8 protein-coding genes and 1 pseudogene are annotated in these 15,736 nt (G+C 62.0%); 2 read left to right on the top strand and 7 right to left on the bottom strand.

The features are described from left to right. Positions 1–4: 4 nt before the first annotated feature. The 5 genes and pseudogenes from FFH21_RS02335 to FFH21_RS02315 form a co-directional block, all read right to left on the bottom strand. A complete protein-coding gene (locus FFH21_RS02335; protein WP_011167507.1) occupies positions 5–1,738 on the bottom strand; it encodes a biotin carboxylase N-terminal domain-containing protein in 1,734 nt (577 codons plus the stop codon). After that, complete coding sequence (locus FFH21_RS02330) at positions 1,735–3,339, bottom strand: 5-oxoprolinase/urea amidolyase family protein (protein ID WP_011167506.1); 1,605 nt, start codon at positions 3,337–3,339, stop codon at positions 1,735–1,737. The genes FFH21_RS02335 and FFH21_RS02330 overlap by 4 nt, the downstream gene beginning before the upstream one ends. Positions 3,340–3,348: 9 nt before the next feature. Continuing rightward, a pseudogene (locus FFH21_RS02325) lies at positions 3,349–4,146 on the bottom strand (putative hydro-lyase). Between the two features lie 2 nt (positions 4,147–4,148). Then, complete coding sequence (locus FFH21_RS02320) at positions 4,149–4,913, bottom strand: LamB/YcsF family protein (RefSeq protein WP_002551748.1); 765 nt, start codon at positions 4,911–4,913, stop codon at positions 4,149–4,151. A gap of 15 nt (positions 4,914–4,928) precedes the next feature. Continuing rightward, a complete protein-coding gene (locus FFH21_RS02315) occupies positions 4,929–6,161 on the bottom strand; it encodes an NRAMP family divalent metal transporter (RefSeq protein WP_011167505.1) in 1,233 nt (410 codons plus the stop codon). Between the two features lie 253 nt (positions 6,162–6,414). Between FFH21_RS02315 and FFH21_RS02310 the strand changes: the two genes are divergently transcribed. Together FFH21_RS02310 and selO are read left to right on the top strand one after the other, a co-directional pair. Then, positions 6,415–7,080, top strand: coding sequence for a GntR family transcriptional regulator (locus FFH21_RS02310; RefSeq protein ID WP_011167504.1), 666 nt, complete (start codon positions 6,415–6,417; stop codon positions 7,078–7,080). Positions 7,081–7,218: 138 nt separating this feature from the next. Further along, a complete protein-coding gene (gene selO / locus FFH21_RS02305; RefSeq protein WP_011167503.1) occupies positions 7,219–8,682 on the top strand; it encodes a protein adenylyltransferase SelO in 1,464 nt (487 codons plus the stop codon). Between the two features lie 623 nt (positions 8,683–9,305). On the opposite strand, the gene FFH21_RS02285 is transcribed toward selO, so the two are convergent. Together FFH21_RS02285 and FFH21_RS02280 are read right to left on the bottom strand one after the other, a co-directional pair. After that, entirely contained in the window at positions 9,306–9,776 is a 471-nt protein-coding gene (locus FFH21_RS02285) for a chemotaxis protein CheW (RefSeq protein ID WP_002551743.1), read from the bottom strand. Further along, positions 9,769–15,729 carry an Hpt domain-containing protein gene (locus FFH21_RS02280; protein WP_011167502.1) on the bottom strand — a complete coding sequence of 1,987 codons (5,961 nt, stop codon included), beginning with the start codon at positions 15,727–15,729 and terminating at the stop codon, positions 9,769–9,771. The genes FFH21_RS02285 and FFH21_RS02280 overlap by 8 nt, the downstream gene beginning before the upstream one ends. Between the last annotated feature and the right edge of the window lie 7 nt (positions 15,730–15,736).

Below are 15,736 nucleotides of genomic sequence, written 5' to 3'. Positions count from 1 at the left end.
GAAATCAGGCCTCAACCCGCCCAATCACCACCTTCGCCTCCAGATACCCGCCAGGCTCCTTGCTGATCTGCACGGTTCCGGCACACGGCGCCAGTATCGATGTTTCCATCTTCATCGCCTCCATGATGGCGATCACCTGTCCTTTCTCTACCGTCGCACCGTCCTCAACCGCCCAGGCATGCAGGTTGCCCGCAACCGGGGTCAGCACTGCGTGCGGGTCCGGGGCATCGGCAACTGGCTGGCTAGCGTCAGCTGGTGCAGCCGAATTCAGGCTCATTCCACGCAGCAGCGCAGCAGGCAGGCCCAGTTCGTGGCGTTTGCCGTCGATTTCAACGAAGGTGCGCAGCACGCCTGCATCGACTGGCGCAGCGTTGCGCGGTGCGATGGTGACGTGCTCGGCGAAGTCGGTTTCGATCCAGCGGGTGTGGACGGCAAAGGTATTGGACGCCGTGAAGTCATAATGGTCCATGACCGCCCGATGGAACGGCAGCACGGTGGCCACGCCTTCCACCTTGAACTCGGCCAACGCACGGCGGGCGCGGCTGATGGCCTGTTCGCGGGTTGCGCCGGTGACGATCAGTTTGGCGATCATCGAATCGAAGTTCGCTGAGACCCGTGAGCCTTCCGTCACGCCGGTGTCCAGCCGCACGCCCGGTCCGGACGGTGGCTGAAACACGTCGATGCTGCCCGGTGTCGGCAGGAAGCCGTTGCCTGCATCTTCGGCGTTGATGCGGAATTCGAAGCTGTGCCCGCGCGGTACCGGCGTACCGTCGAACGACAGCGGCAGGCCGTCGGCCACGCGCAGTTGCTCGATGACCAGATCCACACCGCTGGTTTCTTCAGTCACCGGGTGTTCGACCTGCAAGCGCGTATTGACCTCCAGAAATGACAGGGTGCCGTCGCCACTGAGCAGGAATTCCACCGTACCGGCACCGACATAGCCTGCCTCGGCACAAACCGCACGGGCAGAATCGTGGATGCGCTGGCGCAGTTCATCATTCAGGTAAGGCGCTGGGGCTTCTTCGATCAGCTTCTGGTTGCGGCGTTGCAGCGAGCAGTCGCGGGTGCCGACGACGATTACGCGGCCGTGGCGGTCGGCGATGATCTGCGCTTCGATATGACGAGGACGGTCCAGAAAGCGTTCGACAAAGCATTCGCCACGGCCAAACGCGGTTACCGCCTCGCGTACGGCAGACTCGTACAGTTCGCTGACTTCATCCAGCTTCCAGGCCACCTTCAAGCCGCGACCACCGCCGCCAAAGGCCGCCTTGATGGCAATCGGCAGGCCGTGCTGCTCGGCGAACGCAAGCACCTCAGAGGCATCTTTCACCGGGTTTTCAGTACCGGCTACCAGCGGCGCACCGACTTTCAAGGCGATGCGCCGGGCTTGCACCTTGTCGCCCAGCGCGTCGATGGTTGCAGGGTCCGGGCCGATCCAGGTCAGGCCGGCGTCGATCACGGCGCGGGCAAAGTCGGCGCGTTCCGAGAGGAAGCCATACCCCGGGTGAACCGCGTCGGCACCGGCACGAGCAGCCACTGCCAGCAGTTTTTCGATGTTCAGATAGGTGTCGGTCGGGCGCTCACCTTGCAGCCCGTAGGCTTCATCGGCTTGAAGCACATGCAGCGCGTCGATATCGGCATCGGCATACACGGCCACCGAGGCAACCCCATAGTCACGGCAGGCGCGGGCAATGCGCACGGCAATTTCGCCACGGTTGGCAATCAGAACCTTTTTCATCTGTTATTGGTCTCGTCTGAAGTGGCGGGGCGCACTGGCTCGAAGGCGCTCAGCGGGTTGAAACGAATGCGGGCATTGACCGGAATCTGCCCGGCCTTGTCCAGGTGATAGGTAGCGACTGCGCCGATGACCGGGTAACCGCCGGTCAACGGGTGGTCCGCCAGAAACAGTACCGGCTGGCCACTGGGCGGTACCTGAATGGCACCGACCGTGGTGCCCTCGCTGGGCAGTTCGCCACTGACGGCGCGCGCAAGCGACTGCTCGCCTGCCAGGCGGATACCGATCCGGTTGGATTGCGGTGTGACCAGCCAGGTCTGCTGCGCAAGCAACGCCTGCGCCTCGGCGGTGAACCAGTCGCTGCGCGGCCCCATGACCACATCCAGGGTAATGACCTGATCGTTACGTGGCATGTCGAAGGCCGGTTGTTCGCCAGTCGACACCGCAGCACCACCGGTTCTGCGCCTGAAGCCCAGCCGGTCACCCGCCGCCAGCGCTGCGGGCCCCACCTGGGCCAGCGTATCGGTGGACAGACTACCCAGCACCGGCTCGTGGACAAAACCGCCGCGCACGGCCAGATAACTGCGCAAGCCTGCGGTGGGCGAACCGATGCTCACCTGATCGCCGCTCTGCAACGAAAACGGCGCGTAAAGCGGCGGCTGCATGCGTTGGCCATCAGCCGTCAGCACCTCGACAGGCGCCTGAGCACCGGTAACCGCTACCACGGCCTGGCCCTGACAGGTAAACGTCAGGCCACCCATGAGAATTTCCAGACAAGCAGTGCCCGGCTCGTTGCCTACTGCGCGATTGGCCGCACGCAATGCGCCGCGATCCAGCGCGCCTGATGCGGAAACACCCTGCCCTGCCCGTCCGGGACGACCCAGGTCCTGAAAGAGGGTCTGCAGACCCGGCGTAACGACTTGAAGATAGTCTTCGGTGATTGTCGACGCCTGCTGGCGAACGGGCGCAGCCACCGAAACGCTGGTCACGGGCAGCGGACCCGCGTCTTGAAAGCGCACGCGATAGCCAGGCTGAAGCAAGGCTGGCTCGTCGCGGCCCAGATCCCACATTTTTGAGTGAGTCACGCCGATGATCTGCCAGCCACCGGGGCTGGCCTGTGGATAAATGCCGCTGAAACCACCGGCCAACGCCACTGCACCAGCCGGAATGCGCGTGCGCGGTGTGCTGCGCCGCGGCACGACAAAGCCGGCACCGCCGCTGAGGTAGGCAAAACCGGGCGCAAAGCCACAGAAGGCAACGTTGTAGTCGCTACCGGTGTGGCGCTTGATCACTTCGTCAACGCTGATGTCCAGCTCGCGGGCCACATCAGCCAGGTCTTCACCGTTGTAATGCACGGGTATTTCAATCAGCTTGCCGGGCTCGCGAGCGCTGCCGCGAATGTCACGCGAGGCAATCTGCGCCGCCAGCGCTTCGAAACCAATGGCGGACGGGCGAAAATGCACCAGCAGCGTCCGGGCCGCCGGAACGATTTCCTCCACGCCGAAAATGGGCATCTGCTGTAACGATTCGAACAGGGCCAGAGTCTCGTCCAGGTTCGACAGTTCAACCAGGAGCGCGTCCAGGTTGGCCGGGTAGAAACGCATGAGCCTCTCCTATACGTGATAGTAGCTGTCCGGAATATCGGTAATGAACATGTGCCTCGGCGCATGGGAAATCGCGAACGGCACACGAGACGCCATGACAACCGCCTGCGGGGTCACGCCGCAGGCCTAGAACACAGGAATCTCGCCGGGCTTGATGCTCACGGCATCGCCGAAGTCCGGGTGCGCAAGGTCCTTGATGCCAAGCAGCTCAGGTTCGCCGACATGCACCGGGGCGCCGTGCACGCCGGGGTAGCGCCCGGTGATCCTTGCTGCCTCGGCAACCCGGTCGGCAGCGATGGGCCGCATCGACACCACCATGTTTCCCTGCAAGCGCCCGGCAGGTCGACAGACACGATTGCTGCGGTACATCGGTACGTTGCAGCCTTCGCTGATGTGGCGCACATCGATCCCGGCGTTCATCAGGTCGGTCTCGAAGGTGAAGCTGCAACCGATCAGAAAACTGACCAGATCGCCGTGCTGCGCCCAGATTTCGCTGGCGTCGCTGACTTCTTCAGCCAGTTGCCCATCACGCCAGACCCGATACAACGGCAGGTCGGTGCGCAGGTCGGCCTGTTCGGCCAGCAACGTGGTGTAACTGCCGGGCTCGGTCACATCCAGCACCGGGCAGGCTTGCGGGTTGCGCTGGGCGAACAGCAGAAAGTCATAGGCCCAGTCGCGCGGCAGCGTGATCATGTTGCACTGGGTCAGACCGGGAGCCTGACCTGCGGTAGGCGAGACAAACCCTTGTCGATAGCGGGCACGTGCGTCGATAGCCGCCTGACGGGCGTGTTGCAAGGTGTTGTTCATGATCAGCCCCTATTGAATGCGCGGACGGTAACGCCTGCGTCGTGCAAACGGTCTTTCAGGATGCGGGCGATGTTCACCGCGCCCGGGCTGTCGCCGTGTACGCAGATAGAATCGGCTTGCAGACTGATTTCGCGGCCGTCTTCAGCCTCGATAACCCCGTCGCGCACCAGACGCAGCATGCGTTCGGCGATCAGTTCGGCATCGTGCAGCACGGCACCGGGCCGCGAACGGGAGACCAGCGTGCCTTCAGCGGTGTAGGCCCGGTCGGCGAACGCTTCGGCAACGCACGCCAGTCCGGCTTCCCGCGCCCAGCCGAGCAGTGGCGAATTGGCCAGACACACCAGCTTCAGCGCAGGGTCGATGCGCAACAGCGCCTGAATGACCGCCGCCGCCTGGCGCTGATCGCCAGCGATGGTGTTGTACAGCGCGCCGTGAGGTTTGACGTATGTCACGCTGGTACCGGCGCTGCGCGCCAGCCCCTGAAGCGCGCCGATCTGGTAAATGACGTCGGCGGTCAGTTGGTCGCTCGGGATATCCATATTGCGGCGGCCAAACCCGACGAGGTCCGGGTAAGCCACATGCGCACCAATGGCCACGCCCCTGGCCGCAGCGGCCTCAAGGGTACGGAGGATGCCGGCCGGATCGCCAGCATGAAAACCGCAGGCCACGTTGGCACTGCTGACCACATCGAGAATCGCCTCGTCGTCGCCCATGCTCCAGGCGCCGAAGCTTTCACCGAGATCACTGTTGAGGTCTATTGCAGGCATTTTTATTCTCCGAAATCAGGCTGCATTGATGAAGGCAAAGATGGCTCCCGCCGATTTGAACGCCATGTACCACGACAGCAGACAGGTCAGCACGCCCAGCACCAATAGCCAGCGCGGGTAGTGGTAGCCGTCCATCATGTCGGACCGACGCCAGCCCACGTACATGAAAATGCTCAGGCCCAGTGGCAGAATCAAGCCGTTGAAGCCACCGGCAAACACCAGCAGCGCAGCCGGTGGTTTGCCCCACATGACGTATACGACCACGGTGATCAGGATAAAGCCGACCGTGGCAAGGTTGCGCACGCGCTCGGTGATGCGTTTGGAAAATACCGTGATGAACGACATCGAAGTATAGGACGCGCCGATCACGCTGCTGATGCCGGCCGCCCAGAGCACCAGGCCGAACATGATCAGGCCGAAGTTGCCAGCGGCAGCGGTGAACGCCTGGGCCGCAGGGTTTGCGCCCTGGCCGGATACATCGATGACAACGCCGCTGGCGACCACGCAGAGGATTGCCAGAAAAAGTATGTAACGGACAACCCCGGTGACCAGAATACCGGTCAGCGCCGCCTTGGACACTACATCGATGTTCTCGACCCCGACGGTGCCGCGATCCAGCAAGCGGTGAGCACCGGCGTAAGTGATATAGCCACCGACCGTGCCGCCGACGATGGTGGTGATGGCGGCGAAATCAACCATGTCCGGCAATACCGTCTGGCGCAGCGCCTCGCCCAGCGGCGGGTGCGAGGCAAAGGCGGCGAAGAGGATCAGGCAGACCTTCAGGGTGCCCAGCACCATCATGATGCGGTCCATGGCAATGCCGGCGCGGTGCGATGAGAAAATCGCGATGGCGATCAGCGCGCTCAAGGCGCCCCCCCATTTGGGATCAAGACCGGTCAACGCATTCAGGCCCAGGCCCGCACCGGCGATGTTGCCCAGACTGAACACCAGGCCGCCGAAGATGACCAGTACCGCGAGCAGATAACCACTGCCCGGGATCGCTGCGTTGGCCAGATCGGCCGCGCGCATTCTGGTCAGCGTCACGATGCGCCAGACATTCAACTGCACCACGAAGTCGATCAGGATCGACGCCAGAATGCCGAAGGCAAACGCCGCCCCCAGGGTCGCGGTGAAGGTGGCTGTCTGGGTCAGAAAGCCTGGGCCGATGGCAGAGGTCGCCATCATGAAGATCGCGGCGATCAATGAGGCGCGACGCGCCTTGGTGAACTCATTGGCAGTCTGTGTCACGGCGGCATTCCTGAGATGAGAGGTAACCTGCCAGAGCAATGAGCATGCCAAAGGGCATTAAACAGCGCCAAGTTGTAGATACATAAAGATAATATTGTTGAACAATCTAAATACTATGGATCAACAATACGCACCATATTGTTACGCTTGAACTCAAGTGTGCTACCTGATGAAGCATCGGATGGCCTTCGTCCTTGCCAGCCAATGAGCTGTCGTGGAATATCGACTCGGCTTTTCCTTATCCGGACCCTTTATGAACGACGCTGCTTCTCTCCTCCCCCGTACTCTTGGAGAATCCATCACCACAGAGCTTCGCAGAATGCTGGTCGAGGGTGAGCTGGTTCCCGGTCAACGCCTTTCGGAAGCGGCGCTGGCCGAAAGCCTGCAGATTTCCCGCAATACCTTGAGAGAAGCCTTCAGAATTCTGACCCGCGAGGGTTTGCTCACTCATGAACCCAACCGCGGAGTGACCGTGGCCAAGCCTGACATGGCTTCGATCATCGATATTTATCGCATCCGGCGCTTCATCGAATGCAGAGCGATTGCCCAGGCATATCCGCAGCATCCTGGCGTGCAGAACATGCGCAATGCGGTCGAGGCAGGCGTGCGCGCCCGTGAAGCCAATGACTGGATGGCCGTGGGCACCGCCAACATGAAGTTTCACAAGGCCATCGTCGAACTGTCCGACAGCCCGCGACTGGTAGCGTTTTATGCGCAGATCTCGGCAGAATTGCGCTTGGCTTTCGGGCTGCTCAACAATCCGGAATTGCTCCATTCGCCCTACCTGGACATGAATGCTGCCGTGCTCGGCCGCCTCGACGCTGGCAAGACCGATGAAGCGACCCATATGCTCGAAGAATATCTGGTGCAATCGGAGCGCACGATTCTGGCCGCCTACGAGCGAACCCGGGGCCGCTAGTCCGGGCGTCTACCTGATCGCCAGAACTACCACCCCGGGACCCGGTCTACGGGTTCTGACCGCTGCAACACGCCCGACGAGCCAGGCAGGCCGCCGCTTCGTTTAAAGCCTGAAATCCCCCTCTGGAGGCGCTACGTTTTGAAAGCACTCGACGAACTCATTTTCGACAACCGCTTTGCCCGTCTGGGCGATGCGTTCTCCACCTCCGTGCTGTCTGAGCCCATCGAAACGCCGCGGCTTGTGGTTGCAAGCCAGTCAGCGCTGGCACTGCTGGACCTGGCCCCTGAACAAGCCGATCTGCCGCTGTTCGCGGAGATATTCAGCGGCCACAAGCTGTGGTCCGAAGCCGAGCCGCGAGCGATGGTTTACTCCGGCCATCAGTTTGGTTCCTACAACCCGCGCCTGGGCGACGGCCGCGGGCTGTTGCTGGGCGAGGCGTACAACGACGCTGGCGAACACTGGGACCTGCACCTCAAGGGCGCGGGCCGCACGCCGTACTCGCGGATGGGTGACGGGCGCGCCGTGCTGCGTTCGTCGATCCGTGAGTTTCTGGCTTCCGAAGCGTTGCACGCTTTGGGTATCCCCAGCAGCCGTGCCGGTTGCGTAGTCAGTTCCAGCACGCCGGTATGGCGCGAAACCCAGGAGCACGCCGCGATGGTGCTGCGTCTGGCGCAGAGCCATGTGCGCTTCGGCAGTCTGGAATACTTCTTCTACACCAAACAGCCAGAGCAGTTGAAGACGCTGGCCGAACATGTGCTGACGATGCATTACCCGCATTGTCAGGAACAGCCAGAGCCGTATCTGGCGATGTTCCGCGAAATCGTCGAGCGCAACGCCGAGCTGATTGCCAAGTGGCAGGCCTACGGTTTCTGCCACGGCGTGATGAACACCGACAACATGTCGATTCTGGGCATTACCTTCGATTTCGGGCCGTTTGCGTTTCTGGATGATTTCGACGAGCACTTCATCTGTAACCACTCCGATCACGAGGGCCGCTACTCCTTCAGCAATCAGGTACCTATCGCACAATGGAACCTGAGCGCACTGGCGCAGGCGCTGACACCGTTCATCAGCGTGGAAGCGTTACGCGAGACTATCGGTTTGTTCCTGCCGCTGTATCAGGCGCACTACCTGGACCTGATGCGTCGTCGCCTGGGCCTGACCATTGCCCAAGAGCAGGACGAACAACTGGTCAGCCAATTGTTGAAGCTGATGCAGAACAGTGGCGTGGACTACACCCTGTTTTTCCGCCGCCTGGGCGATCAGCCCGCCGCAGAAGCGCTGCGCACATTGCGCGACGACTTTGTCGACATCAAGGGCTTCGATGGCTGGGCAGAAGCGTATCTGGCGCGTATTGCCGGCGAGGGCAAAGGCACCGAGCAAGAGCGTCAAACCCGCATGCACGCGGTCAATCCGCTGTACATCCTGCGCAACTACCTGGCCCAGAACGCTATCGCCGCAGCGGAAAAAGGTGACTATGCAGAAGTCCGCCGCCTGCACCAAGTGCTCTGCACGCCCTTCACCGAACAACCCGGAATGGAAGGCTACGCCCAGCGACCACCGGACTGGGGCAAGCATCTGGAAATCAGCTGTTCGTCGTGAGGCTTTTGGTCCCCTATCGTGCCTATGCTCAGCGTGGGCGATAACCTCAACTATCGTGCTACGCGGCGCGTCGCAGATTTGTGACGCGGAGCATCACGCACGGCATTCCCACGCTGGAGCGTGAGGAACGATAATCCTGTAGCTATCGTGCGGCGGTCCGCGTCGCATGCCGTTCTGGACGCTCTGCGTCCGATCCTGACTGTGCGGTGCGGCGCAGATTTGTGACGCGGAGCGTCACGCACGGCATTCCCACGCTGGAGCGTGCGGAACGATAATCCTGTAACTATCGTGCGGCGCTCCGCGTCGCATGCAGTTCTGGACGCTCCGCGTCCTATCCGGAATGTGCGGTGCGGCACAGATCTTTGACGCGGAGCGTCACGCACGGCATTCCCACGCTGGAGCGTGCGGAACGATAATCTCAACTATCGTGCGGCGCTCCGCGTCGCATGCCGTTCTGGACGCTCTGCGTCCGATCCTGACTGTGCGGCGCGGCGCAGATTTGTGACGCGGAGCGTCACGCACGGCATTCCCACGCTGGAGCGTGAGGAACGATCACCTCAACTATGACTATCGTGCGGCGCTCCGCGTCGCATGCCGCTCTGGACGCTCTGCGTCCTCTTTACCTATGACAGCCCTGCATCCACCAGCCACTGCTCCAGCCCTTCCAGGTCGGGGATGCGCGCGACGGTTTCGCCGATCTGTACAGCAGCCAGCTCCAGTTCGGCCAGTGGGACGTCGACGTAGCTCAACTGGCTGTCGACTTTGCACGAGCGCGGAATGCCTTGGGTGAGCAACGCGATGAACCTGACGTCGTTACGCCCGCCCAGTGCATTGAGCACTACAATCCGGGCCCGGCCACCCACGCGGGTGCGGCCTCCGCAGGCGGCTTCGAAACTGAGCAGCGGCAAGGTCAGCTCGCGCCAACTGATCGGTCCCAGATACCACTCGGGAGCGCCCGGCTCTGCGCTGCAGTCCTGATAGTCGATCAACTCGGCGACCGCGACGTTGGGCAGCAGCAAATGCCGGTCACTCAACGGCAACAGCAGGCCGGTAAGGCTGGTCAGGCGACTGGTCTGGAACGTACCTTCAGACATGCACCTGACTCCAGTAAGCAATACTCTCCAGCAACACGGTTTCCTGATAAGGCTTGCTCAGGTACTCGTTGACGCCCACCGCCATGGCCCGATCCCGGTGCTTCTGGCCCGAGCGGGAAGTGATCATGATGATCGGCAGTTCCTTGAGCTGTTCGTCCTGGCGGATCTGGCTGGCCACTTCAAAGCCGTCCATGCGCGGCATTTCGATATCCAGCAGCATGATGTCAGGCGTGTGCTCCTGCAACAGGGTCATGGCGTCAATCCCGTCCTTGGCGGTCAGCACATGCATGCCGTGGCGCTCAAGCAACCGGCTGGTGACTTTGCGTACCGTCACCGAATCGTCCACCACCATCACCAGCAACGGCCTGGCGTGCTCGGCTTCGTGGTAGACAGGCGCCAACCCTCTGAAAGGCAAGCCCTGCAAGGTACGAATCTGCGCCATCAAGTCGAGAATCAGGACCACACGCCCATCACCCAGAATAGTCGCACCGGAAATGCCCTGCACCCTTGAGAACTGCGTACCAAGGCTCTTGACCACAATTTCGCGTGAACCTGCCAGCGCATCGACCTGCACCGCCACCCACTGATCCTGCAAATGCACCAGCAATACAGGCAGCGGCTGCAATTGCCCGGCAAGCCTGGGTGGACTGCTGCCCAGCAACTCGCCCAGATAACGCAGCTCGTAGCTGCGTCCGCCGTATTGATAACGCGGCGGGCTGGTCTGGTAATAGCCATCCAGCTCGTTGGCCATGACGCGCACGATGCCATCGACGGTATTGAGCGGCACGGCATATTGCTCTTCGCCGCAGGTCACCATCAGCGCACGGTTGACCGACACCGAAATAGGCAGGCGAATACGGAAGCGCGTGCCCTTGCCAGGCACCGAGTCGATGACCATCGAGCCGCCCAGTTGTTTGACCTCGGCATGCACCACATCCATGCCGACGCCACGTCCGGAAATCTGGGTGATGATCTCGCTGGTGGAAAACCCCGCCTGCAGAATGAACGGCAAAACCTCATGGTCGGACAGATCGGCATCCGGATGGATCATGCCGCGTTTGATGGCCTTGCGGCGCACGGCCGCCAGGTCGACACCCGAGCCGTCATCGCTCAACTCGATCACCATATCGCCGCCTTCGTACATCAGCTCAAGGCTGATATGGCCCTGCTCCGGCTTACCGGCAGCGATGCGTTTTTCGGTGCTTTCCAGGCCATGATCAACAGCGTTGCGCAGCATGTGTTCCAGCGGCGCGACCATCCTTTCCAACACATTTCGGTCCATTTCACCGTCGGCATTGCCGACCTCGAAATGGACCTTCTTGTGCAGTTCCGAGGCAACCTGGCGCACCAAGCGACGCAAACGCGGCACCAGGCGTTCGAACGGCACCATGCGCGTACGCATCAGGCCTTCCTGCAACTGGGTGTTGACCCTGGCCTGTTGCGACAGCAGCGTTTCAGCGTCGCGGGCCCGCGCACCGAGGGTTTCCTTGAGGTCCATCAGGTCGGAGGCAGACTCGAAAAGCGCACGCGACAACTGTTGCAACTGCGAATGACGGTCCATTTCCAGCGGGTCGAATTCCTCATAACCCAGCCGCTCGGCCTGAACCTGCTCGCGACTGAGAATACGGCCTTGGGTTTCCATATCCAGTCGACGCAATTGATCGCGCATCCGCTCGATAGTGGTTTCAACTTCCAGCAGCGCGACCTGCGAATCCAGAATCTGCTGTTCGATCCGCCCACGGAAAATAGACGTTTCACCGGCCAGGTTGACCAGGTCTTCCAGTTGCTCGGCGGGCACCTTGACCATTTCCGGCCCACTGCGCTCGACCTCGCCGTCAGCAGCAGGCGCGACGGCCACCACCGATTCAGGACCGGTTTCAAAGGTTTGCGCAACCACCGGCTCGCCCACCGGTTCATCGCTGGCCAGTCTGCGGATGCTTTCAATCAGCAGCGAGGCATCAGGCAGCGGCTTTTCGTTACGCACTGCGTCGAGCATATCGGCCAGCACATCGTGACCGCTCTGCAACAGGCTGATCGTCAATGGCGCAGGCTGCAGGTTGCCGGCAGAAAGCCCTTCGTAAAGCGTTTCCAGCTCGTGGGCGAGGTCGCCTATCGGGGCGATTTCGACCATCCGCGCACCGCCCTTGAGGGTGTGCAGGTCGCGCAATAGGTTTTCGACTTCCAGCAGGTTGTGCGGATCGGCCTGCCAGCGGGCCAGCGCAGCGCCCGAGCTTTCGATAATGTCGAAACCCTCCTCAAGGAAGACTTCACGCAGCTCGGTGTCATGTTCAGGAGGATCTTCGCTGGCCGCTGGCGGTGCCTGCACATCAGCCCCTGAGCTCTCGAGCGAGCGGCAGCGGCCCAGCGCTTCGATCAAGGCCGAGGGGTCACTGAGCGCTTCCTGCCGATACAACTGCTCCAGCAGAATCGCCAGGTGGTCGTGACTCTCATGCAGCAGCTCGGCCAGCGCTGGCGAATGGTTGAAGCGCCGGTCGATCAAGCCTTCGTAGAGGTTTTCCAGTTCGTGGGCAAGGTCGCCCACCTCGGCCACCTCGGCCATCCGCGCGCCGCCCTTGAGGGTGTGCAGGTCGCGCTGCAGTGAGGCCAGCGGCGCGGAGTTTTCCGGATCAGCCAGCCAGCGCTGTAACGCCTGACCGGCGCTGTCGAGGATATCGACAGCCTCTTCCAGAAATATCTCGACGATCTCGTCGTCAGGGCCAGCAGTTTCAGCATGCTCAGCCTCACTGGCCAGTTGCTCGGTGGCCGCGTTGAGTTCGGTAACGCTCAGGGTCCGATGGCCATCGCTCTTGACCAGACCGGTCGCCGAAGGGTCCAGCGCCTGATCCAGCAACTGGTTCAAGGCTCGCACGCATTCGGGACGCGGTTCGACATCCTGACCGGCAGCCACCTGATCAAGCATATTGATCAACGCTTCGTGGGCGTTCTCTGCCGCATCGAAAAAGCGTTCGCTGACCGCCAGGCTGCTTTCCTCGACCGCCCCGTATAGGTCGAGCAAGGCTTCACAGAGCTCATCGACCTGCGGCAGATCGGCCAGATGCGCGCCATGCCCCAGCGTGGTCAGTTCATCGAGCAACGCGCTCAGCTCCTGACGTTCGCCCGGGTGCTGACGCCAGCGCCGCAACAGGTTTTCCGCATCCAGCACGATATCCATGCCTTCGGCCAGAAAGCCGGCAAGCAGCGTGGGATTACGCTTGATCCGCAGGCCACTGTCCGACTCGCGCAGCACCACAGTGAGCCGCTCGTTGAGTAGCGCCAGGGCCGCTTCGATCAGCTCCGCAGCACCCGCAATGGCTGCCAGCGGGGTTGTGTCGAGTTGCTTGAGCCCGTCGTGCAACAACGGTTCTGCGCTGCGCAGCAGGGCGAGTTCGGGCGCGCCGATGTCGATAAGGTTGGCTTTGTATTCGCGCACCAACTGGTCGAGCGGGCTGGCCAGCTCGGCAATCGGCAACACACCGGCCATGTGCGCGCTGCCTTTAAGGGTGTGCAGCGCACGCAGCACTGCGTCGCTGATTGAAGGCGATGCCGATTGTTCGGCGTTGTCGAGGAAGCGACCCAGGGTATTCAGATGCCCGAGCGCTTCCTGACGGAAAATTTCCAGCAATTGCGGATCAAGCGCTTCGACCGGCACAGATTCACCGGTTGCGGGCAGTGCCGGCAGCTCAAGTCCATTGGCCAGCGCATGGGCACGGGCCGCCAGCAGGTCGACATCGTTACGCTGGCGCTGCGCATCCTCGGCGAAATCGCGAATCACCGACGGCAGCAGCGTCAGCACTTCGCTCATCAATTGCTGAACTTCAAGACCCGCCAGCACATCGCCTTCCAGCACCCGGTTAAGCAGGTTCTCCACCGACCAGGCCAGTTCGCTGAGAATCAGCGCACGCACCATCCGGCCGCTGCCCTTGAGGGTATGAAACGCCCGGCGCACTTCGGTCAGTGCGGTGCTGTCCCAATGGCCGCCGCTGCCCAGCGAGGCAAACCAGCGCGGCAGATACTCGCGCAATGCGTCGAGCACCTCGTCTGCCTCTTCCAGAAAGACTTCGCGCAACTCGTCGTCCACCGCCTCTTCGTCTGCCGAGGGCGGCAACAGGCTGGTGGGCACGTTGCGGGCAGGCGGATTGACTGCCGACACCGGGCTGGCGAGGACCTGGGCAATGGTTTGCGCAGGGCTGACCAGCGCCTTGCGATCATCCAGTTCCAGCAACTCATCCTGGGTGATGATTTCTTCCAGCAGCGGCACTTCAAGGGTATCGGCAGCGGGCGTATAGCCCAACCGCGCCAGGCTTTGCTGAGCCATGTCGAGGACCTGATCACCCGGCGCTTCATGGTCTTCGAGCATGCGCTCCAGGTAATACTCGATGCCAGTAATTGTATCGGCCAGGCAATCGAGCTGAACCCAGCTGGGACGGGTTTCGTCCACCAGCAGGTGTTCCTGAATGTATTCGTTGCAGGCGGCCAGCAGGCTGGCAGCACGGGCCAGCGGGATCATCGCCAGCGCACCGCGAACCTGCACGATCAGCGCGCAAAGCGGGTCAAGCCGCTGGCGGTCCCACTCGCCGTCGATGTAATCGAGGATCACGTCCTTGGCCTGCTGCAACACCGTGCGGGCTTCGCGAATCACCAGTTGATGAATTTGCGTCAGGTCAGTGGTCGGCAGGCGGCTTTCTTCGCGACTGGCCTGTTCGTTGCTCCCGGCCATGCCCGCGAGGGTCGATTCGACGTAGAGCAAGGCACCCGCGACATCCATCAGCGCGCCGTCGCTGGGCTCGCGCTGCCCCTGCGCCAGCCCCAGAACGACAGAAAGCTGATCGATGATCACCTTGCGCGGCTGGCCGAAGCCAAGCACTGCAAGGGTATCGGCGATCTGCCGCAACGGCGGCGGCAGCGCGTTGAGTTCACTGACATGCTGGCGGTCACCGCGCACGAACACGTCAAGCCGTTCCTTGACCCGGACCAGCCCTTCGCACAGGGCTACGATTACCGAGCGCATGGCGTCGCGGTCCGGTCCGGCCATGCGTGCGCGTTCTTCGTTGACCACATCGTTGCCGGGCAAGGCATCGGCCAGCGCGTACTGGTCTTTGAGGTCGAGCATCTTCGGTGCCAGGCTGTCGGACTTGGCGATGTAGAACAGCAGGCTTTTCAGCAGCTCTTCGGGGGCCGGCTGATTGATGCCGGTCACGCCCTGCTCGGCCAGCCGCTTGAGTTCCTTGTCGGCATCCTTCAGCAGGCTGCGCAGGGCCGGGCTGTTGGTGAAGTTGCCGTTGAGCATGGTTTCGACCAGCGCCGAGGCGATTCGCCAGAGCGGACCGAGCGGCGCGTCCTCGCATAACTGCTCCAGCCGGGCAAACACCTTGGCCATGTAACCGAGCTGGGTCTGAACGCCCTGCTCGCGCATCAGGCCCGCCAGCGCCGCCTGCAAGGTCTGACGCAGCTTGCGCAGCAGGTTGGGCAATTCAGGGGTATTGCGCCGCGCCAGTTCCTGGTCATCGAGCGCAGGAACGACGACCAGTTGCGGGGCGAACAGGCTGGTTTCCGAGAGCAGACTTTCGCCCCGCGCACTGCGCAGGTCATTGAGCAACGGCAACACCACCAACGGCAGGTCGCGGCGCGCGGAGTGGATACGCTCCAGATAAACCGGCAACTGACTCATGGCCTGAATCAGCAGTTGCTCGGACTCCACCGGATGGCTGACACGGTTCTGCTGGACTGCCAGCGCCAGTTGCTCGATTTCCTCGGCCAGCAACGCCGCGCCGTAAAACTCGATCATCTGCAGGCTGCCATGAACCTGATGCACCAGGTTCAGACATTCGGCCATCGCCGCGCTGTTGGCCGGGTCTTCAATGAAGGCATCCAGCTCGTTGCGGGCCTGGCGCAGCGTTTCGGCGATTTCGCCCTTAAGCCATTCAAGGGCCACGTAATCATGACGATCAGCCATGACGAGT

Source organism: Pseudomonas sp. KBS0707 (assembly GCF_005937945.2).
Lineage (GTDB): Bacteria > Pseudomonadota > Gammaproteobacteria > Pseudomonadales > Pseudomonadaceae > Aquipseudomonas > Aquipseudomonas amygdali.
The sequence above is the reverse complement of the archived record's forward strand: the minus strand, read 5'-3'. Positions and strand labels throughout refer to the sequence as shown.

What these genes read in the sequence shown, in the direction of transcription:
- FFH21_RS02335 (WP_011167507.1), bottom strand. Translation starts at nt 1,738, where the DNA reads ATGAAAAAGGTTCTGATTGCCAACCGTGGCGAAATTGCCGTGCGCATT.
- FFH21_RS02330 (WP_011167506.1), bottom strand. Translation starts at nt 3,339, where the DNA reads ATGCGTTTCTACCCGGCCAACCTGGACGCGCTCCTGGTTGAACTGTCG.
- FFH21_RS02320 (WP_002551748.1), bottom strand. Translation starts at nt 4,913, where the DNA reads ATGCCTGCAATAGACCTCAACAGTGATCTCGGTGAAAGCTTCGGCGCC.
- FFH21_RS02310 (WP_011167504.1), top strand. Translation starts at nt 6,415, where the DNA reads ATGAACGACGCTGCTTCTCTCCTCCCCCGTACTCTTGGAGAATCCATC.
- FFH21_RS02285 (WP_002551743.1), bottom strand. Translation starts at nt 9,776, where the DNA reads ATGTCTGAAGGTACGTTCCAGACCAGTCGCCTGACCAGCCTTACCGGC.
- FFH21_RS02280 (WP_011167502.1), bottom strand. Translation starts at nt 15,729, where the DNA reads ATGGCTGATCGTCATGATTACGTGGCCCTTGAATGGCTTAAGGGCGAA.